General features: G+C 54.4%; 18 protein-coding genes. 6 read left to right on the top strand and 12 right to left on the bottom strand.

Annotation, left to right across the window (positions count from 1 at the left end):
- The first annotated feature begins 102 nt into the window (after positions 1-102).
- From dusA to MRBBS_RS05105, 4 genes are all read left to right on the top strand, one after another.
- Positions 103-1,152, top strand: a complete 1,050-nt coding sequence (dusA, locus tag MRBBS_RS05120) for a tRNA dihydrouridine(20/20a) synthase DusA (RefSeq protein WP_041635486.1) — start codon at positions 103-105, stop codon at positions 1,150-1,152.
- 118 nt (positions 1,153-1,270) lie between these two features.
- Positions 1,271-2,239: a transaldolase gene (gene tal, locus MRBBS_RS05115; protein WP_014870369.1), complete on the top strand. Its 969-nt coding sequence runs from the start codon at positions 1,271-1,273 to the stop codon at positions 2,237-2,239.
- 209 nt (positions 2,240-2,448) lie between these two features.
- Positions 2,449-3,576, top strand: coding sequence for a hypothetical protein (locus MRBBS_RS05110; protein WP_014870368.1), 1,128 nt, complete (start codon positions 2,449-2,451; stop codon positions 3,574-3,576).
- On the top strand, positions 3,573-4,370 hold the full coding sequence (locus MRBBS_RS05105; RefSeq protein WP_014870367.1) for a glycerophosphodiester phosphodiesterase: 798 nt from the start codon (positions 3,573-3,575) through the stop codon (positions 4,368-4,370). The genes MRBBS_RS05110 and MRBBS_RS05105 overlap by 4 nt, the downstream gene beginning before the upstream one ends.
- Before the next feature lie 5 nt (positions 4,371-4,375).
- On the opposite strand, the gene sthA is transcribed toward MRBBS_RS05105, so the two are convergent.
- From sthA to MRBBS_RS05055, 10 genes are all read right to left on the bottom strand, one after another.
- On the bottom strand, positions 4,376-5,767 hold the full coding sequence (gene sthA / locus MRBBS_RS05100) for a Si-specific NAD(P)(+) transhydrogenase (protein WP_014870366.1): 1,392 nt from the start codon (positions 5,765-5,767) through the stop codon (positions 4,376-4,378).
- Between the two features lie 55 nt (positions 5,768-5,822).
- Positions 5,823-6,062, bottom strand: a complete 240-nt coding sequence (gene nqrM / locus MRBBS_RS05095) for a (Na+)-NQR maturation NqrM (protein WP_014870365.1) — start codon at positions 6,060-6,062, stop codon at positions 5,823-5,825.
- A gap of 12 nt (positions 6,063-6,074) precedes the next feature.
- A complete protein-coding gene (locus MRBBS_RS05090; protein WP_014870364.1) occupies positions 6,075-7,154 on the bottom strand; it encodes an FAD:protein FMN transferase in 1,080 nt (359 codons plus the stop codon).
- A 10-nt stretch (positions 7,155-7,164) separates the two neighbouring features.
- Entirely contained in the window at positions 7,165-8,391 is a 1,227-nt protein-coding gene (nqrF, locus tag MRBBS_RS05085; RefSeq protein WP_014870363.1) for an NADH:ubiquinone reductase (Na(+)-transporting) subunit F, read from the bottom strand.
- 37 nt (positions 8,392-8,428) lie between these two features.
- Positions 8,429-9,037, bottom strand: a complete 609-nt coding sequence (gene nqrE, locus MRBBS_RS05080; protein WP_014870362.1) for an NADH:ubiquinone reductase (Na(+)-transporting) subunit E — start codon at positions 9,035-9,037, stop codon at positions 8,429-8,431.
- Complete coding sequence (locus MRBBS_RS05075) at positions 9,037-9,702, bottom strand: NADH:ubiquinone reductase (Na(+)-transporting) subunit D (RefSeq protein WP_014870361.1); 666 nt, start codon at positions 9,700-9,702, stop codon at positions 9,037-9,039. The genes nqrE and MRBBS_RS05075 overlap by 1 nt, the downstream gene beginning before the upstream one ends.
- Positions 9,703-9,704: 2 nt before the next feature.
- Positions 9,705-10,508, bottom strand: a complete 804-nt coding sequence (locus MRBBS_RS05070; protein ID WP_014870360.1) for a Na(+)-translocating NADH-quinone reductase subunit C — start codon at positions 10,506-10,508, stop codon at positions 9,705-9,707.
- Entirely contained in the window at positions 10,501-11,709 is a 1,209-nt protein-coding gene (locus MRBBS_RS05065) for an NADH:ubiquinone reductase (Na(+)-transporting) subunit B (RefSeq protein ID WP_014870359.1), read from the bottom strand. The genes MRBBS_RS05070 and MRBBS_RS05065 overlap by 8 nt, the downstream gene beginning before the upstream one ends.
- Before the next feature lie 3 nt (positions 11,710-11,712).
- Positions 11,713-13,059 (bottom strand): Na(+)-translocating NADH-quinone reductase subunit A, encoded by a 1,347-nt coding sequence (locus tag MRBBS_RS05060; protein WP_014870358.1) that lies wholly within the window; start codon positions 13,057-13,059, stop codon positions 11,713-11,715.
- A 357-nt stretch (positions 13,060-13,416) separates the two neighbouring features.
- The gene (locus MRBBS_RS05055; protein ID WP_014870357.1) at positions 13,417-14,886 is read right to left on the bottom strand and encodes a glyceraldehyde-3-phosphate dehydrogenase; all 1,470 of its coding nucleotides are present in this window, start codon (positions 14,884-14,886) and stop codon (positions 13,417-13,419) included.
- A 201-nt stretch (positions 14,887-15,087) separates the two neighbouring features.
- On the opposite strand from MRBBS_RS05055, the gene mfd reads away from it, so the two are divergent.
- Together mfd and MRBBS_RS05045 are read left to right on the top strand one after the other, a co-directional pair.
- A complete protein-coding gene (mfd, locus tag MRBBS_RS05050) occupies positions 15,088-18,603 on the top strand; it encodes a transcription-repair coupling factor (protein ID WP_014870356.1) in 3,516 nt (1,171 codons plus the stop codon).
- Positions 18,600-19,253: a CsiV family protein gene (locus MRBBS_RS05045; protein WP_014870355.1), complete on the top strand. Its 654-nt coding sequence runs from the start codon at positions 18,600-18,602 to the stop codon at positions 19,251-19,253. The genes mfd and MRBBS_RS05045 overlap by 4 nt, the downstream gene beginning before the upstream one ends.
- A gap of 22 nt (positions 19,254-19,275) precedes the next feature.
- On the opposite strand, the gene MRBBS_RS05040 is transcribed toward MRBBS_RS05045, so the two are convergent.
- Both MRBBS_RS05040 and MRBBS_RS05035 read right to left on the bottom strand, forming a co-directional pair.
- Positions 19,276-20,052: an S-methyl-5'-thioinosine phosphorylase gene (locus MRBBS_RS05040; RefSeq protein WP_014870354.1), complete on the bottom strand. Its 777-nt coding sequence runs from the start codon at positions 20,050-20,052 to the stop codon at positions 19,276-19,278.
- Positions 20,036-21,280, bottom strand: coding sequence for a mechanosensitive ion channel family protein (locus MRBBS_RS05035; protein ID WP_041635485.1), 1,245 nt, complete (start codon positions 21,278-21,280; stop codon positions 20,036-20,038). The genes MRBBS_RS05040 and MRBBS_RS05035 overlap by 17 nt, the downstream gene beginning before the upstream one ends.
- Between the last annotated feature and the right edge of the window lie 17 nt (positions 21,281-21,297).

The raw sequence follows: 21,297 nt of genomic DNA, 5'->3' as shown, positions 1-21,297 counted from the left end.
TACAGTGACACCAGGCCCAATCCAATAGGCCAACCAAACCACTTTCCTGATAGAATTGATAGCTTAAAAGCAGGCAACATCAAGCAGGAAGTGAGTATTACAGTGCCTTTAGAAAACACCGCAAAATTCGTTCAAGCCCCTAAGCCAGTCAGCCCGAAACTCTCTCGGCGGTTTTGCGTTGCGCCAATGATGGATTGGACGACGCCGCATTATCGTTACATGGCGCGCCAGCTCAGTAAGCACGCAATGCTGTACACCGAGATGGTCACCACCGGCGCGTTAATTCACGGCGATACCGAGCGGTTTTTGCACCACAACGCGGCAGAATATCCGCTGGCGTTGCAGTTAGGTGGCAGCAATGCCGGCGAGTTGGCGCACTGTGCGAACCTGGCGCAGCAGTTCGGGTTTAGCGAGGTGAATCTGAATGTGGGCTGTCCCAGTGACAAGGTGCAGAACAATATGATTGGCGCCTGCCTGATGGGCCATCCGGATATTGTGGCTGAAGGCTTTAAGGCGATGCAGGCGGCTACGGATATTCCGGTCACGGTGAAACACCGTATTGGTATTAATGGCCGCGAATCCTGGGACGAGCTGTGCGGATTTATTGAGACGGTGGCAGCTGCGGGCTGTAAAACCTTTATCGTTCACGCCCGTATCGCGGTACTGGAAGGGTTAAGCCCAAAAGAAAACCGCGATGTGCCGCCGCTGAAATACGATTGGGTGTATCGCTTGAAGGCCAGGTATCCGCAGCTGGAAATCATCATCAACGGTGGCATAAAAACCGTGAATGAATGCCACCAGCATCTGGCCCATTCCGACGGCGTTATGCTGGGTCGCGAGGCGTACCATAACCCGTGGATTCTGACCCAGGTAGACAGCGAGTTTTTTGGAGAGCCAGAAAAGACTGTCAGCCGCCATGAAGCTCTGGAAGCTATGTACCCGTTTATTGAACAAGAGCTAGCGCGCGGTGTTTATCTGGGCCATATTTCCAGGCACATGCTGGGATTGTTCCACGGTATTCCGGGTGGGCGCCAATTCCGCCGTTACATCAGCGAAAACGCCCACAAACCAGGCGCTGGACTCGATGTTTTGCGCCAGGCTCTGGCCAAAGTTCCACAAATCGACGCCGCCACAGCATTTACCGAAGCATAATGCCATTTAATAGCTGAATAACCTTTGGTCATCTTGTTCGACCTGCTGTGGCCCGTTATTGTAGTATTTCGTACTCTTTTATTACCAACGTAACCGACGTAGCAGGACATCAGCGCGAATGAGCAACAAGCTTGAGCAACTGAAAACCATGACCACTGTCGTGGCTGACACTGGCGATCTCGATGCCATTGCCGCCTGGCGCCCGCAAGATGCCACCACCAACCCGTCACTTCTGCTCAAAGCCGTTGAGTCTGCCGCTTACCAGCCGATGGTCGACAAGGCCATTGCCGCGGCAAAACGGCAGGCTGGTGCAAGTTCGGGCCGGCTTGGTTTGGCTACCGATATTCTGGCGGTATTGGCTGGCGGCGAAATTTTGCGACTGATTCCCGGCGTGGTGTCTACCGAGGTAGACGCCCGACTGTCGTTTGACACCATCGGCACACTATCGCGCGCACGGCGGATGGTCGAGCTTTATGACCAACAGGGTATTGATACCCAGCGCGTGCTGATCAAGATTGCCGCCACTTGGGAAGGCATCAAAGCCGCCGAGCAGCTGGAAAAAGAAGGCATTCGCTGCAACCTTACTCTGCTGTTCTCGTTTGCCCAGGCCGTTGCCTGTGCACAGGCCGGAGTCACGCTGATTTCACCGTTCGTTGGCCGTATTATGGACTGGCATCTGGCAGACAGCGGTCGCGACAGTTTTCCAGCCAGTGAAGACCCGGGCGTGCTGTCGGTAGCGCGTATCTACAATTACTACAAAACCAACGATTTCAACACCGCGGTGATGGGCGCCAGTTTCCGCAACATCGGGCAAATTGAAATGTTGGCCGGCTGTGACCGGCTCACCATAAGCCCAGCGCTGATGCAGGCGCTCCAAAACGAAACGGGTGTACTTGAATGCAAGCTCAGCCCGAAAGATGCCCGTTCGAAAGACAAGCGCATCCACATGGATGAAAAGCAGTTCCGCTGGGATTCAAACAACGATGCCATGGCGACCGAAAAGCTGGCAGACGGCATTCGGCTCTTTGCGGCCGACCAGCTGAAACTGGAAGCGCGGATACGCCAACGGGCCGAAGCCATCGGCTGAGTTCTGAATTCGAGCCGGCCCTGATAGCCACCTGAGCCAAGACGACAAGCACGCGGTGCTGGCGGGTGGCCTTTAAGGATGGGCGTGCTGACGAATACGAAGAGCACCTTACTTCGCCGAATTGCAGAACTGCTGCAACTTAATCACCGGAAATACATATAGGCTCGGCACCGCGCGGAAGTTGCGCAACAAACCTTGAGGACACACCCATGCTAGCCATTCTTTACCCTGACACACCGATGGACAGCGACGCTTATCGCACCACGTTGAATTTTCTGGAAAATTTACCAGGCGTTTCGGTACGCGTTCACGAAATCCAGGGTGCCAAACAGCGGTTAACCGAAGTGTATTTACTGGGCAACACCAAAGGCCTGAATAAGGAAGACATTGAAGCGCTGCCGGCGGTCGAACGGGCTATCCGCATTTCCGAAGATTACCGAATTCTGGGACGCCATAAAGACGACAATCGTCAAAACGGCTTTACCTATAACGGCGTTGAATTCAACCAGTCCAACCTGAACATTTTTGCCGGCCTGTGTGCGGTGGATGTGCCCGAACACGTCGAGCAAATGATGCAGGCGCTGGAACAGCACGGCGAAGTGTGTACCCGCATGGGTGCGTACAAGCCACGCACCAACCCCTATTCGTTTCAAGGCCACGGCAAAGGCTGCTTGCCCTGGGTGTTTGAAAAAGCCGGCAAGCACGGCATCAAGGTGGTGGCCATGGAGATTACCCATGAAAGCCACATTGAAGAAATCGATACCTGCCTGGAAAAGCTGGGGCGCCCTACCGGCGTCATGCTGCAAATTGGTACTCGCAATACCCAAAACTTTGAGCTTCTGAAGGCCATTGGTCGCCAGAGCACTTACCCGGCGCTGCTCAAGCGTGGCTTCGGCATTACTCTTAACGAGTCTTTGAACGCGGCGGAATACTTGGCGTCGGAAGGCAATGCCAACGTCATTTTCTGTCTACGTGGTATGAAAACCGAAGCGGGCCAGCCCCACCGCAACATGGTGGATTTCGCCCACGTGCCCACGGTAAAACGCCTGACCCGCATGCCGGTGTGTATTGATCCGTCTCACTCTGTGGGCAGCCGTGACCGCGCGCCAGATGGCATTCTGGAAGTGATGCACGCCACCGCACAGGGCGTTGTAGCTGGTGCCAACATGGTATTGGTAGATTTCCATCCAAAGCCAGAGAAAGCTCTGGTAGACGGTCCTCAGGCGCTGCTGATGAACGAACTTCCGGCGTACCTGGAAGACATTCATCTGTGCCACGACACCTGGAAAAAACGCCAGGCAATTTATCAGACTGTTAAGGATTCAATGGCCAAATGATTGTATACGGACACCGCGGTGCCAAAGGCGAAGCCCCAGAAAACACTCTGGAGGGCTTTGTCCATGCCCACCGCCAGGGCATACGCCACTTTGAGCTGGATCTGGTGCTGTCAAAAGACGGCATTCCAGTGCTAATACACGATTTAACGGTAAATCGTACAACGACGTTTAAAGGGCACGTTAGCGAATACACTCTGACAGAGCTGACCCGTATGGACGCGCGCCGCAACGTCAGTTCCTGGCCGAGCCCGGTGGGGATTCCCAGCCTGGATCAGTTGCTGGACCAGTTTGACGACCTTGAACACTTGCAGCTGGAAGTAAAAAGCGATAAATCTCCGCGCATGAATGTGCTCAGCAACCGGCTAACGGAAATCATTCAGGCACGGCGGCTTTATGACAAAGTGGCCGTAACCTCGTCCGATATTCACTTTTTGAAGGAAATTCGCCGGCGTAATCGCAATATTCGGTTGGGGCTGGTGGCAGAACGCAAATTTCCTCGGCCCATGAGCATTGCCAGCCGCCTGGAAGTGGAATACCTGTGCATTAACTGGAAGTTGCTCAGCAAAGAGCTGGTAGACGATGCCCACCGCAAGGGTATGCACGTATCGGCGTGGACGGTAAACCGCATTTTCGACATGCTGGAACTGGAAAAAATGGGGGTAGACAGTATTATTACCGACTACCCGACCAGCACCATAACCTACTTTGACAATCGCACCCGTCACCAGCGGGCTCTGCCCGACAACAGTGGGGTCACTGCGCCGGGCAATCAGCAGGCGACAGGCACTCACTAAAGCCGCTAGAAAATCCGGTTCAGTCCGTTCAGCGCGGCTACCCGATAGGCTTCTGCCATGGTCGGGTAGTTGAACGTGGTATTGATGAAGTAGTTGAGCGAGTTTGCGTCACCTTTCTGATTCATGATGGCCTGGCCGATGTGGACAATCTCTGCAGCTTGGTCACCAAAACAGTGAATACCCAAAATTTCACGGGTTTCACGGTGGAACAGAATTTTCAGCATGCCCACCGGCTCCCCGGTAATCTGCGCCCGCGCCAAGTCCTTAAAGAACGCTTGGCCCAGTTCGTAAGGCACTTTTGCCTCGGTCAGCTCGCGCTCGGTTTTACCCACCGAACTGATTTCTGGAATGGTATAAATGCCGGTTGGCACGTCTGACACAAAGCGGAAGTAATCGTCTTGGACAATGTCAGAGGAGGCAGACCGGCCCTGGTCATAGGCGGCACTGGCCAGGCTGGGCCAGCCAATAACATCTCCGACGGCATAAATGTTCTCTACCTCGGTGCGGTAATGGTCGTCTACCGACAGTTGGCCGCGGCCATTGGCCTGCAAACCAATGTTTTCCAACGCCAGTTTGTCAGTGTTACCGGTGCGACCGTTACACCACAGGAACGCATCCGCCCGAATTTTCTTACCGGATTTAAGAGACAGCACCACGCCGTGGTCGTCGCCGTCTACGGATTCGTATTCTTCATTGTGCCGCACCAGAACGCCGTTGTTGCGCAGGTGATAACTCAGGGCGTCAGAAATATCGTCGTCCAGGAAAGTCAGCAAGCGACTGCCCGGATTGATTAAATCCACTTTTACGCCAAGCCCGGCGAAGATAGAGGCGTACTCCGAACCAATCACCCCTGCGCCATAAATAATTAAGGTGCGCGGCGTGTGGGACAGGCTCAGAATGGTGTCTGAATTGTAAATGCGGTGATGACGGAAGTTCAAATCTGGCGGCAAATAGGGGCGCGAGCCCGAAGCAATAATCGCCTGCTTGAAGTGCAGGGTTTCCACGCCTTTGCTGCCGCGTACTTCCAGCTCGTTTTTACCCACAAACGAGGCGCTGCCGTTGACCAGATCAATGCGGTTGCGGGAATAGAATTGGGTGCGCTGTTTAACCTGTGTGCCAATCACCTTTTGAGCATTCTGCAAAACACGCGGAAACGAGAACCAGCGCGGCTCGCCGATATCGCGGAACATTTGATTGGTGTTAAAGGTGATGATCTGCTTGACCGAGTGACGCAGGGCTTTCGAAGGAATGGTACCCCAGTGGGTACAGTTGCCGCCTACGGTGTTTTTGTCTTCAACAATGGCTACGCGCTTGCCGTTTTTCGTTGCGTTCATCGCGGCACCTTCGCCGGACGGTCCGGCGCCGATAACCACTACGTCGTATTGATGCTCTGGCATACCCGCGGTAACTCCTTATCTGGGTCGCAAATTGTACGTTATTGTCTGTTTTCGCTCAGTTTTTTTGGCGAGTGGCATCGTAGCCCAGACTGCCGTCTGCTTCGCCACCAACGCGCTCGCTGTTTTCTTCACATTTCTGGGTGTTGCCGCCGCATAACTCGCAAGAAGAACTGATGCCCAGCGCACCAATACCACCACAGGTACCGCTGATCGGTTTGCGGCCAAAAATAACGCCCACCGACATGCCCGCTATCAGCAGAATCACAATAAAAAACACCAATAAAAAGGTACCCATGCTGTTCTCCCGCTACTGGGTAATAAACGATGAAAATGCCGGTGTGTAGTGGGCTTCAAACCCCGCCTCACCGCGCACTATAAAATAAGCCGGTATATTCTGACGGACCGCCAACGCCATGGCATCCTCGAACCCCATCACCGTAAAGCCGGTGGCCAGAGCGTCAGCGCGCATACAGTTTTCCGCAATTACGGTGACCGACGCCAGGTTATGGGTGATCGGTTTACCGGTTTGTGGATCCAGTGTATGGGAATAGCGCTGTCCGTTAAATTCGTAATAGTTACGATAGTCACCGGACGTAGCGAGGGCACGATAATTCCGGGCACTATCCACCGCTAAGACTCCGCCCAACGCGACGATGCGATTCACCTGCTCGGCGGCATCTCCGGGTGTTTCGATGGCCAAGCGCCAGGCTGAACCATCGGGCTTGCGCCCTCCAACACGGACTTCACCGCCAATTTCCACCAAATAACTGCTAATGCCTTCGGATACCAAATAGCGGCCGACTTCGTCAACGCCAAAGCCTTTGGCAATGGCACTCAAATCCAGATACTGCGTTTCACTGGTACGTATGCCCGGGGGCTGGTCGCGCAGCTCGATTTTCTCATGACCGGTGCGGTCCAATATTCTGGCCAACGTGGCTTCATCTGGAACTTTTTCTGGCCGCGCATCCGGGCCAAAACCCCATAGATTGACCACAGGGCCTATGGTGACATCAAAGGCGCCGTCAGTGAGCGCTGACACCGTTTCTGCTTCCAGCAGCACGGTGTACAAGGGTACTGACAACGCGGTCCAATCGGACTGGTCTGGCAGCAAGTTAAAGCGTGACAATTCGGAATCCTCGCGCCAGGTAGACATAGCAGCATCTACGCCGTCCAGAACCTGCTCAATGCCGCCGGCAAGTTGCTGAAGCCGAATCTGGTCGTCTTCCATAACCACACTGATGTGGTAACGGGTGCCGAAGATCGGCCCGGAGATTTCCCAGATCTGTTGTTCCGGCTTAAACGAACAACCCGCCAAGGCCGCCACAACCAGTGCAAAAAACACACTGGTCATGACCGCCCGGGCGGGTTTAACCACATTGAATAGCATCGGGATTTTACTAGCCTCCGAAGTCATCCAACATAATGTTTTCATCTTCTACGCCCAGATCTTTCAGCATCTTGATAACCGATGCGTTCATGATGGGCGGCCCGCACATGTAAAACTCGCAGTCCTCGGGTGCTGGGTGATCTTTCAAGTAATTTTCAAACAGCACATTGTGGATAAATCCGGTGTCACCGCTCCAGTCGTCGTTTGGCTGGGGGTCAGACAATGCCACGTGCCACACAAAGTTATCATTTTCTTTGGCCAAGCCGTCAAAGTCTTCGACGTAGAACATTTCCCGTACGCTACGTGCGCCATACCAAAAGCTGATCTTGCGCTTGGAGTTCAGACGTTTGAGTTGGTCAAAGATGAGGGAGCGCATGGGCGCCATACCGGCACCGCCACCCACAAACACCATTTCCGCATCGGTCTTTTTGGCGAAGAACTCACCAAACGGACCCATCACGGTCATCTTGTCCCCTGGCTCCAAATCAAACACGAAGCTCGACATGATTCCCGGGTTGTGGTCGGTGCCCGGCGGTGGCGTGGCGATACGGATGTTAAACTTCAACACGCCCTTCTCTTCCGGATAGTTGGCCATGGAGTAAGCACGAATCGTGTCTTCTTTGTTGATGGCCTTGTAGCGCCAGATATCGTGCTTGTCCCAATCTTCGCGGAACCTTTCTTCGATCGCAAATTTCTTGAAGTCGATTTCGTACTCCGGGCATTCCAGCTGAACGTAACCACCGGCACGGAAGTCTACTTCTTCGCCCTCTGGCAACTTCAGAATCAGCTCTTTGATGAAGGTGGCCTGGTTGTGGTTACTCACCACTTCGCATTCCCATTTCTTCACACCGAAGAACTCTTCCGGCACTTCAATTTTCATGTTCTGCTTTACCGGAACCTGGCACGACAGACGCCAGCCTTCTTTTTCTTCCCGGTTAGTGAAGTGGGTCTTTTCCGTGGCCAACATAGCACCGCCGCCTTCAAAAACCTTGCACTTGCACTGGGCGCAAGTTCCGCCTCCGCCACAGGCAGATGACAAAAAGATACCACTGCCGGACAATGTGTTCAGCAGTTTTCCACCGGCTTCGGTTTGCACCGTGTGCTCGGGGTCGTCGTTGATTTCAATGGTCACATCACCGGTACTGACCAGCTGGGAGCGGGCCGCGAGAATAATCGCAACCAGCGCCAGGACAATCACAGTAAACATGACTACGCCGAGAATAATTTCTGTATTCATGGTCTCGCCTTCTCGTTTATCCGAATCACCGGGTGAATTACAGGGAAATGCCGGAAAAAGACATAAAGCCCAATGACATCAAACCCACGGTAATAAAGGTTATGCCCAAGCCCCGCAGGCCTTCCGGTACGTCGCTGTACTTGAGTTTTTCCCGAATGCCGGCCAAAGCCACAATCGCCAGTGCCCAACCTACGCCGGCACCGAACCCGTACACCACACTCTCACCGAAGGTGTAGTCGCGCTCGACCATAAACAGGGCTGCACCCAAAATGGCGCAGTTCACTGTAATAAGCGGCAGAAACACCCCAAGTGCGGCGTAAAGCACCGGTATGTACTTGTCCAGAACCATTTCCATGATCTGCACAATCGCGGCAATTACACCAATGTACGTAATCAATCCCAAAAAGCTCAGGTCTGTGTTGGGCAATCCGGCCCAAGACAACGCACCTTCACGCAGGATGTTGTTGTAGATCAGGTTATTCACCGGCACGGTGAGGGTCAGTACCACCACCACGGCAATGCCCAGGCCAGTTGCGGCTTCGATCTTTTTAGAGATCGCCAGGAAGGTACACATGCCCAGGAAGAAGGCCAAAGCCATGTTTTCAACAAAAATAGCCTTGATCAGAAGGCTGATGTAGTGTTCCATCAGAAAGCCTCCTTATGGGTGTGGCGGGACATTTTGAAGTCTGCCTCTTCCACTTGCTCGGGTTTCCAGGCGCGCAGGGCCCAGATTGCCAGGCCAATGATAAAGAACGCGCTGGGTGGCAACAGCAACAGCCCGTTGGGGACGTACCAACCGCCCTGACTGACCGGCACCATCAGGGTAACGCCAAACAGCGAACCGGCGCCCAGCAACTCACGGAAGAAGGCGACAAACAGCAGCATCACCGAATAGCCCAGACCGTTGCCGATGCCGTCAAGAAAGCTCAGCCAAGGCCCGTTCTTCATGGCAAAACCCTCGGCGCGGCCCATAACGATACAGTTGGTGATGATCAGACCAACGAATACCGACAGCTGCTTGGACACTTCATAGGCATACGCCTTTAGCAACTGATCCACCACAATAACCAGAGAAGCAATAATGGTCATCTGGGCGATGATGCGGATACTGTTCGGAATTTTCGCCCGCACCAGCGATACCGCCAGGTTGGAACAAGCGGTTACCGCAGTAACGGAAAGACACATAACAATGGTGACGTTCATGCTGGTGGTTACCGCCAGCGCTGAACAAATACCCAGAATCTGCAATCCAATTGGGTTGTTACTGAAAATAGGTTCAAAAAGAACTTTTTTAGCGGTCATTTCGGACATGATCAGACCTCCCCTTCGCGAAGTTTCTTGAGGAACGCCGCGTAGCCACGATCACCCATCCAATAATTCACCAGATGCTCTACACCGCGACTGGTCAAAGTGGCACCGGAAAGCGCGTCCACTTTGTGTTGCTTGTTCGCAGTATTGGCATCAACACCGCCTTTTACCAGGCGGATCTGCGGCTCGGTTTTGTCTTCGTCGTAAAGCTGCTTACCCACCCACTGGGACTTCCAGCGCGGGTTATCCACCTCGCCACCCAGGCCCGGCGTTTCCGCGTGGGCGTAAAAGCCCAAACCTTCGATGGTGTTCAAGTCGCCCTCAAGGGATACAAAACCATACAGAGTCGACCACAAGCCATAACCGTGAACCGGCAGTACAACACGCTTCACCTCGTCTCCTTCGCGCAGCAGATAGACCTTGGCTACGTTAGGGCGACGCTTTATGCCCGCCAGGTCTTCCTTGGGAGGAATCTTGGTGGACATATCCGGGTCAGACGCGGCTTTGTACATATCGTACTTCATCGGGTCTTGCACATTGACCGCTTCAGGCTCAACAAAGGCGCCAGAATCCAAATCTACCAGGCGAACATCAAAGCGTGTGAAGATATCTTCGATCTGCTCGGCACTGGCGGCTTCCGGTAACATGCCCGAGGCCGCCAGAATATTGGTTTTAATGTCCAGGTTCTGATTTTTGATCTGTGCCGGGCGCAACAATACTGCGGCGGTCGACACGATCACTGAAAACACGATACTCAGTACCAAAGCGACCATTAACGTTCTGGAGACTGTTTCTTTAACTTTAGCCACGAGCGAGCCTCCGTTTGACATTGGCCTGAACAACGTAGTGGTCCATCAGCGGGGCAAACAAGTTAGCGAACAGAATCGCCAGCATGATGCCTTCGGGAAAGGCCGGGTTTACTACACGTATCAGAATGGTCATCACGCCCACCAGAATGCCAAAGCACCAGCGGCCGGTGTGGGTCATGGCAGACGACACCGGGTCCGTCGCCATAAACATCATGCCGAAGGCAAAACCACCAATCACCAGATGCCAGTAAGCCGGCACGGCAAACATGGGATTCGTTTCTGACCCAACCACATTCATTAACAGCGAGGTGGCAATCATGCCTAGCAGTACGCCCCCAACAATACGGTAAGAGGCTATTTTCATGATCAGCAGCACAGCGCCACCTGCCAGCACAGCCAGGGTCGAGGTTTCACCCATAGAGCCCTGAATATTACCCATGAACGCGTTCGCCCAACCAATCTGGCTTTCCAGAGCTTCAACACCGCCGCTGGCAGCCCAGCTCAGAGATGTCGCACCACTAAAACCGTCGACCGCTGTCCATACCGTGTCACCAGAAATCTGCGCCGGATAAGCGAAGTACAGGAAAGCACGGCCGGTCAGCGCCGGGTTGAGGAAGTTTTTGCCGGTTCCGCCAAAAACTTCTTTACCGATCACGATGCCGAAGGTAATGCCCAAAGCCACTTGCCACAAAGGCACGGTGGGCGGGCAAATCAGCGCAAACAAAATCGAGGTTACAAAAAAGCCTTCGTTGATTTCGTGGCGACGTACGGTGGCAAACATCACTTCCCAGAACCCGCCGACAACAAAGGTCACCACGTAGATGGGAATAAAGTAAGCCATGCCGTAGATGAAATTATCCAGCAGGCCAGCACCTGCGCCGGTGACCGCCATGGCGTTTATAAACGCCGTGCGTAAACCGCCGTCTCCGATCAAAGCTTCCGGATTGGTGGCTAGGTAGCTGTTGGCCTGAAAGCCGATGTTCCACATACCGAAGAACATGGCCGGGAAGGTGCACAGCCACACCGTAATCATAATGCGCTTCAGGTCAATGCCATCACGCACATGAGAGGTGGATTTGGTGACCGAACTGGGCGAATAGAAAATGGTGTCTACCGCTTCGTAGAGCGCGTACCAACGCTCGTGACGACCGCCTTTCTCAAAATGATGCTCGATTCCGTCGAGAAACTGTCGGATAGCCATAACTTAGCCCTCGATCTCGATGCGGGTCAGGTTCTCTCGGAGAATTGGCCCGTATTCATATTTACCCGGACACACGAAGGTGCACAGAGCCAGATCTTCTTCATCCAGTTCCAGCGCGCCCAGTTTCTGGGCCATTTCCGTGTCACCGACGATTAACGCCCGCAACAGCTGGGTTGGCAATATGTCCAACGGCATAACGCGCTCGTAAGCGCCCACCGGAACCATCGCTCGTTCGCTGCCGTTGGTGCTGGTATTGAAGTTGAATCGTTTACCACCGGTCAGTTTTGACAGGTAGATGTTCAATGTCGAAAATTTATTCACGCCTGGCGACAGGTAGGCCATGAAGTGCCGGCTATTGCCTTCAGCCAGCACCGACACCTGGTTGGCAAAACGCCCTAAATAAGCGCAGGTACCTTCGGCCCGTCGGCCGCCAAACACTGAACCCGATATCGGGCGCAATTCACAGTCAGTTTCGGTTTCGCCATCCAACAATTCAACCAGACTCGCTCCTAAACGTGTACGAACCAGGCGAGGTTTTAGAGCTTTTGGCCCACCGATTGCGACAACGCGCTCAATGGGAAGTTCACCGGTAACGAACAGCTTGCCGATATCAATCACGTCCTGATAATTCACAGACCACACAGTTTTGCTGAGCGATACCGGGTCCAGGTGATGAATATGGGTGCCTACGTTACCTGCCGGGTGAACGCCGTCACACTGATTGACTTCAATGGCATCAGACTTGGGCACTGCCACGTTTGAGCCAGGCTTGCCTGTTACGAACACCTTGCCAGCGGTCAGCTTGGCAATAATGCTCAGGCCGTTTTCAAAGGCCTTGCTGTTCTCGGCAATGATAATGGTAGGGTCTGCGGCCAGCGGGTTGGTATCCATCACCGACACAAAGATTGAATGAGGCGCGGAGTCAATGGCCGGCACCTTGCTGAACGGGCGCGTTACTAGCGTCGCCCACAACCCTGATTCCACCATGTTATCAACAACCTGCTGGCGCTCCAGGCCGGCAATATCAGCATCGCTGTAAGACGCGAAGGTTTCCGCCTCGTTGCCATCAATTTCGATGACAATCGACTGGAAAACCCGCCTGTCACCACGGTTGATTTCTTTCACCACGCCCGCTGCCGGTGAAGTGTAACGAACGCCTTTGGTCTTCTTATCCGTAAACAGCAGCGTGCCGCGCTTAACGCGGTCCCCTTCCTTAACATCCATCGTCGGCTTCATGCCGTTGTAGTCAAAGCCGACAAGTGCCACGTGGCGAATCGGTTTGCCGTCGGTGATGGTCTGTTCGGGGACGCCGCTGATGGGAAGATCTAGGCCTTTTGTGATCTTTATCATTAGCCTCATCCAATCATCATAAACTATTCGATGTATTTACCACGCCAGACGCATTACCTCGAACTTCCCGCACATACCTCACCGGTTTGGTGTTAAGTGGCTTGCCGTAAGGCGGTTGGCGTTACGCTAGCACAGGCCGGTGGCAAAGGAAGGATAAGAAGCGGGCGTCAGACATAACCAAAATCGCGCTCATTATAGAGAGTCGGGGCCGGCATTTCTACCGCAAAGGCCCACCCGTTTCTTGCTCCAAGTAAAGAGGGTGTGTTTATACCGCGCTAGAAAAAAGCCCCATCAGCACAAACTGAAGGGGCTTTTATTCACTCGCCAGGCAATTATCTCAGAGCCAGCACGACCAACTCAGCCGCGGACGCGCTTGGGGAAAACAGGATAGTTGATGCCAGCCATCTGGCTAACAACCCTTATAACCTGTGCGCTGTAGCCGAATTCGTTGTCATACCAAACGTACAGAATCAGGCGTTTGCCGGCAGCAATCGTTGCTTGGGCATCCACAATACCGGCGTGGCGCGAGCCAACAAAATCCGTCGACACCACTTCTGTGGAGTTTACATAGTCAATCTGCTTTTGCAGTTCAGAGTGCAGCGCTATGTCACGCAAGTATTCGTTAACGCTCTCTACATCCACGTCTGTTTTGAGATTCAGGTTCAGAATCGCCATAGAAACGTTAGGCGTGGGCACACGAATAGCGTTACCCGTGAGCTTGCCTTTCAGTTCTGGCAACGCCTTTGACACCGCTTTGGCAGCGCCGGTCTCGGTAATTACCATGTTTAGCGGCGCACTGCGGCCACGACGACTGCCTTTGTGGTAGTTGTCGATCAGGTTTTGGTCGTTGGTGTAAGAGTGCACCGTTTCTACGTGGCCATCTTCAATGCCGTATTCGTCATAGATAGCCTTCAGCACCGGGGTAATGGCATTGGTGGTGCACGAGGCGGCCGACAGAATTTTATCGTCGTCAGTAATCCAGTCGTTATTGATGCCGTAAACAATATTCTTAATATCACCTTTGCCCGGCGCGGTCAGCATCACGCGGCTGACGCCTTTGGATTTCAAGTGCAGACCCAAGCCTTCTTCATCGCGCCACATGCCGGTGTTGTCGATCACAATGGCATTCTTGATGCCGTACTGGGTGTAGTCCACTTGGTCTGGCCCGGCGGAGTAAATCACTCTAATAAAGTTGCCGTTCGCGATCAGCGCGGAGTTTTCCGCGTCAACACGAATAGTGCCATTAAAGGGGCCGTGAACGGAGTCGCGGCGAAGCAGGCTGGCACGCTTTTCGAGATCATTGTCGGCACCCCCATGGCGCACAACGATGGCACGCAAACGCAGGTTGTTACCGCCACCGGCTTTTTCAATCAGAATACGAGCCAACAAGCGGCCGATACGGCCAAAACCGTAAAGCACGATGTCTTTGGTGTCATTTTGGGCGTCTTCTTCCGACTGGGAAGCGTACAAACCCGCGATGGTTCCGATTTCCTGCGTAAGAAACTCGTTCAAATCACCACCAACGGCACTGAATTTAACCGCCAGCTTGCCGATGTCTACGTGGCCGCGCCCCAGTTCCATGGCGTCCATCGCTTGAAGAATTGGCAGGGTGTCATGAACCGACAGCTCGCTGTCTTCTACCTGTCGCACATAGCGGTGAGCGCGAATGATATCAATCACGGACTGATTGATCACCGAGCGGCCATAAACCGACGTGACAACGTTGTTACGGCGGTACAGGCGTCCAATTAGCGGGATCATGGCTTCGGCGGTAGATTCGCGCTCTGTCCAGTTCGACAGGTGCTGGTGGATCTGTTCGTGGCTCACGGTTTAAGACCTCTGGATAGAAACGTTTTGGGCATGCAAAGTAAACATGAAAAATATTAGGTAACGTATTATCCAATTTAACACCGCCTACGGCAAATCCAACGCCCGTTTTTACATCCACTCGACCCCTCCTACTCTGCAGCGGTAGAATGGCCAGCTTATTTACCGGCTCTCGAATTCGAAAAAGGCACATTTTCCAACATGACCAGCACTACCCTGCTTGCCCCGGAATTCCCAAAAAAGCCTGCCGATCATCGTGTCTGGGGTCAGCTTCATGGCAGCAGTGACGCTCTGGCAGTTTGTGAAAGCGCGCGCAACCATCAGGGGTTAACCCTGGTGATCACCCGCAGCACCGCCGATGCCATCCGCCTGGAACAGGCAATGCGGTTTTTTCTGGGCCTACCAGCGGAAGAAGACGGCCCGGCCGTAAGCGCTGATGGTCTGGAATTGCTGTCGCTGCCAGACTGGGAAACCCTGCCTTACGACCAGTTTTCGCCACATCAGGATATTATTTCCCGCCGCATTCGCACCTTGCATCGTCTGCCCTCTACCGCACACGGCGTGCTTGTTGTGCCTGCGCGCACCCTGATGCACCGCTTACCGCCGGTAAATTACTTGCAGGGCAACACCCTGCTATTGAAAGTTGGCCAGTCGCTGGACATCAACAGCTGGCGTTTGCAGCTCGAAGCGGCCGGCTACCGCTATGCAGACAATGTTTATGAGCACGGCGAATACGCTGTGCGCGGCGCCATTCTGGACATTTTCCCCATGGGCGCCAGCCAGCCCTACCGCATTGATTTGTTCGACAACGAAATTGAAACCCTGCGCACCTTTGACCCGGACACCCAGCGCTCAGTCGATCGAATTCAGCAGGTGGAATTGCTGCCGGCGTTTGAGTTTCCTTGGGATAAACAAGCCCGTTCGGCGTTTCGCGGGCGCTGGTTCGAACAATTCCCCAACGCAGACAAAAGCGCGCCTGTGTATCAGGACGTCAGTCAGGGCATCACATCGCCAGGCATTGAATATTATTTGCCGCTATTTTTTGATGCCACTGCCACGCTTTTTGATTACCTGCCGGCCAGTACCCGGGTGTTCACCGCAGACGGCCTGAACGAAGCAGTGCAGCAGTTCGACAGCGAAACCCGTAACCGTCATGAAGAACGCCGCCACGACCGCGTGCGGCCAATCATGCCGCCAACCCAGCTGTTTTTGCAGCAGGACGAGCTGTTCGGGCTGCTCAAGCAGTTTCCTCGGGTAACCACCCGCACAGCCACCGACGACGGCAGCGGCAGCGGCAGCGTGAACTGTGCCGCCCGCGAACTGCCAGACATCGCCATGGACGGACGCGCAGCGGACCCTGCCGGGCGCTTAAAACGGTTCATCAGCGAATTCGACGGTCGCATTCTGATTTGTGCCGAATCGTCTGGCCGGCGCGAAGCGCTGATCGACAACCTCGCCCAACAATCCCTGCAACTTCAGGCGTTGGACGGCTGGCAAAGTTTTCTGGATAGCCCAAAATGCAGTCTGGGCATTACCATCGCGCCTATGGAGCAGGGCTTGGTGCTGCCAGACCGGCAACTGGCGCTGATCACCGAAACGGCTCTCTTCGGTGATCGGGTGCTGCAACGCAGGCGCCGGGAAAAGCCCACTGAGCTGAATGACGACGGCTACCGCGACCTTTCGGAACTGCGTATCGGCTCGCCGGTGGTGCATATTGACCACGGTGTGGGCCGCTATCAGGGTTTGGAAACCATCACCGTGGAAGGAGAAGCCAGCGAATTTCTGATGCTGGGATACGCTGGCAGCTCCAAGCTGTATGTTCCTGTGTCCAGCCTGCATCTGATTTCACGTTACGCCGGCAGCGACACCGAACACGCGCCGCTGCACAAGCTGGGCACCGATCGCTGGAACAACGCCAAGAAAAAAGCTCTGGAGAAAATACGCGACACCGCTGCTGAGCTTTTAGACGTGTACGCCCGCCGCGAAGCCCGCAAAGGCTTCAGCTTCGAGAACCCGCAGGAAGCCTACCGCACCTTTGCGGCTGGCTTCCCGTTCGAGGAAACACCGGATCAAGAAGTGGCGATTATGGCGGTGCTGGAAGACATGACCAGCGAGCGCCCGATGGATCGTTTGATTTGCGGCGACGTAGGCTTTGGCAAAACCGAAGTGGCCATGCGCGCCGCGTTTGTAGCGACCTGGTCTGGCAAACAGGTGGCGGTATTGGTGCCTACGACTCTGCTGGCGCAGCAACATTACGAATCTTTCCGCGACCGCTTTTCGGATACCGCCGTTAATGTAGAGTTGCTCAGCCGCTTCCGCAGCGGCAGCCAAACCAATAAAGCGCTGGAGGCCATGGAAAATGGCAAAGCCGATATTGTTATCGGCACCCACAAACTGCTGCAAGGCGACATTCGGTTCAAAAATCTGGGCTTGGTGATTATTGATGAAGAGCACCGCTTCGGGGTGCAACAGAAAGAAAAGTTAAAGGCGCTGCGGGCCGAAGTCGACATGCTCAACCTGACCGCCACGCCCATTCCCCGCACCTTGAATATGGCCATGGGCCACCTGCGTGACCTGTCCATCATTGCGACACCACCGGCGCGGCGGTTGTCGGTAAAAACCTTTGTCCGCCAGCGCGACGAACCCATGGTGAAAGAAGCGATTTTGCGGGAAATCCTGCGTGGCGGTCAGGTTTACTTTCTGCACAATAACGTGACCAGCATCGAAAAAACTGCGGCAGACCTACGCCAACTGATTCCCGAAGCCCGCGTTGGCGTGGCCCACGGCCAGATGCGCGAACGCGATCTGGAACAGATCATGAAAGACTTTTATCACAAGCGCTTTAACGTACTGGTGTGTACCACCATCATTGAAACCGGCATAGACGTGCCCACCGCCAACACCATTATTATCGAGCGCGCGGATAAATTCGGTCTGGCCCAGCTGCACCAGTTGCGAGGCCGGGTGGGCCGCTCCCACCATCAAGCCTATGCTTACCTGCTCACACCGCCACCGAAAGCCATCAGCTCAGATGCAAAAAAGCGCCTGGAGGCTATTTCTGAAGCTCAGGATTTGGGCGCCGGTTTTATGCTGGCCACCCAAGACCTCGAAATCCGCGGCGCCGGCGAACTGCTGGGCGAGGAGCAGAGCGGGCAAATTGAAAGCATTGGCTTTACCCTGTACATGCAACTGCTGGACGAAGCGGTAAAGGCCATCCGCGAAGGCCGTACGCCCAACGCAGAGCTGCCACTGAGTCACGGCACCGAAATGAATTTGCGCATCCCGGCGCTGATTCCGGACGATTACCTGCCAGACGTTCATAACCGGCTAATGCTGTACAAACGCATTTCCAGCGTTTCCAATGATGAACAATTGAAAGAACTTCAGGTAGAAATGATCGACCGTTTTGGATTGCTGCCGCAACCGGCCAAAAATCTGATGCGCCAGGCAGCGCTGCGGATGCGCGCCGAGGCCCTGGGCGTAATCAAGGTAGACGCTGGCAAGGAATGGGCGCGACTGGAATTTGGCAACAGCACCAGCGTAGACCCGCTGGCGCTGATTAAGAAAGTGCAATCCGACCCCGGTGAGTATCGCCTGGAAGGCGCCAACAGTTTCCGTTTCCGGCTGAACGACACCTCAACCGGTGGTAAGCTTGATGGCATTGCCGCTATGTTCGATGAACTGGCACCGGCCAAATCCTCAGGCCGGCCCCGATGACTGTAGGAGAAACTGACTTGCGTAAACACCCGAACTCACCTTTTACGATGGCCGTGCTGGTTCTTTTGACACTGGTAGTGGGTGCGCCTCTGGCTCAAGCCAGCGACCGGTATCGTGCGGAATTCGTGATTCTGGAGCGCATTATCGCGCCTGAAAATCTCGTCGAGAATATGAGCGGGCAAACGGTCACCCCCACGCCGATTATTAACAAGGCGCTTTGGTTTACACCTGAGGGCGGTGGACCGCGCAGCTCGTTGGATCAGGTCAGCGGCCTGTATCTAGACAGTGCCGCCGCACGGCTGACCAACAGCGGCCGTTTCCGCATTCTGGCCAAAGCCGGATGGCTCGAAGATTTTCCGCAGAACTACGGTGGCGAACGCCTGGCGGTGGCCGTTGGCGACTGGTTGCCCCAGGCAAGACAGCGTGACGTGGAAGGTTATATAAAAATCGATCGCAAGCGTTTTTTGCACGTCGAAGCTCACCTGAACCATTGGCAAGATGCTGCCTCAGCGGCGCAACCCGGCGCTCAGGCCGAACCGCAGCTACTGACCTGGATCCGTGAAACCCGCCGCATGCGCAGCAGCGAGATCCATTTTCTGGATTCGCCCACCATCGGCGTGTTGATCTATTTCGCAAAAATCGAGGATTGAGCCGCTAGCGCCCACACACGGCTCAGGCTTTCGTCTGCAGGGCTCCAAGCCCGGCAACAGAGGCTTGTAGCAGGGTTTTCACGGCAACCATACCGCCATCAATCGCACGCTGAATGTCCGACATGGTGATCGCCGTGTCGGTTTTACCTGCGGCATAATTGACCACCAGGCACAAGCTGACATAACGCATCCCCAACTCTGCGGCCAGGGCCGCTTCCGGCATCCCGGTCATACCCGCCAGATCACAGCCATCACGCTCCATACGGCGAACTTCCGCAGCGGTTTCCAGGCGTGGCCCCTGGGTGGCACCATAAACCCCGTGGCTGGAAAAGCTCAGTCCCAGACGCTCCGCTTGCTCAATCAAAATCGCCCGCGCCGACTCGTTGTAAGGCCAGGTGAAATCAATGTGGGTGACGTTATCCAGTTCGCCCTCAAAAAACGTACCACTGCGGCCCCAGGTGTAATCAATCAGCTGGTCCGGTATGACAATGTGGGCCGGCCCCATATCCGGGTGTATGCCGCCAACAGCGTTAACGCCCACCAACGTGCGCACGCCGGCGTCAAAAAGCGCCTGAATATTGGCGCGGTAGTTAATCTGGTGAGGCGGTATACGGTGCGGGTTACCGTGGCGGGCCAGAAACAGCACACTCTGCTGGCCCAACAACCCACTGGTAAGTACGGACGAAGGTGTACCCCAGGCGTTGGCCGTGCTCCGCTCGCCGGTTATTTGTAAACCTGCGAGCGCCGTCAGGCCCGTGCCACCGATGATGCCAACGGGTTGCTCAACGAGGTTTTGCATAATGGTTCTCTACCGACTTCTGTTGGCTGACGGCTTCTTCGTGGTTGTCGCGCAGAGAGCGCTCACCGGCTTCGTTAGCGGTATCATCGCGACCCTGATCACGACCAAAATCGTGCTCCAAATGCTTCAGCTTAACGCTATCAGCCACGTGCAGCGTTTGGGTGGGGAACGCCAACTCGGCGCCATGGCCAGCGATAATGTCGCTGATTTTCAGCAACACGTCCTGCTTCACTTCGTGATACTTCACCCACTCGCGGGTTTTTGTGAATGTGTACACCATGATGTCCAGCGTGGAATGGCTAAACGCCAGAAAATTCACAATCAGTGTTTGGCTGACTTCGATCTCGTCATGATTTTTCAGCATCGAGCGAATATCACTGACAATGTCGGTTATCCGGTCTATGTCACTATAACGCACGCCAATGGTTTCACTGATTCTGCGGTGCGACATACGTGACGGGTTTTCTACCGCAATGGTGGTAAACGTAGCGTTGGGCACGTAAAGCGGGCGTTTGTCAAACGTACGGATGGTGCACATACGCCAGCCGATCTGCTCTACCGTGCCCTCAATATTGCGATCTGGCGAGCGTATCCAGTCGCCTACTTTGAAAGGGCGGTCAAGGTGGATAATAAAACCGCCAAAAAAGTTGGCCAGCAGGTCTTTAGCGGCAAAACCGATGGCAATACCACCCACACCGCCGAACGCCAGCACTCCGGAAATACTAAAGCCCAGGGTTTGTAAGCCAATCAGAGCCGCGGTAATGATCACCACCAGCCGCGAAAGCTTACTAATGGCGTTGACGGTGGTGAAATCCATCGGCTTTTTCATTTTGATCGGCGACACCAGTACCTGCTCAACCTGCTTGATAAGGCCTAGCAAAGCCCACACAACAACCCAGATAAAGCCAACTTCCAGAAGCGAATCGTTCGCCTTGAAAACGTCAGCCTCGGAATAGTAATGGGCTATTTCTGCTGCCCAATAGACCCCCTGCAACCACACAAACGCCACCAGCGGCAGGCGAGTAGCATGCAGTATGGCGTCGTCCCAGATATTTTTGGTTTTAGAAAATTTGTGCTCCAGGGAGCTGATCACGCGGCTGACAATGAACGCAACCAGGGCGGTGCCAAACACCAGAGCAAAAATAATCACCCCTGCCCGCCAGCCGGAAGACAACAGCTCGAAGCCCTCAATCCAGCCATTTAGTATAATTATGCCTTCCTTAAACATGGAAACCCTCAAATTCA

Source organism: Marinobacter sp. BSs20148 (assembly GCF_000283275.1).
GTDB classification, from domain to species: domain Bacteria; phylum Pseudomonadota; class Gammaproteobacteria; order Pseudomonadales; family Oleiphilaceae; genus Marinobacter; species Marinobacter psychrophilus.
The sequence above is the reverse complement of the archived record's forward strand: the minus strand, read 5'-3'. Positions and strand labels throughout refer to the sequence as shown.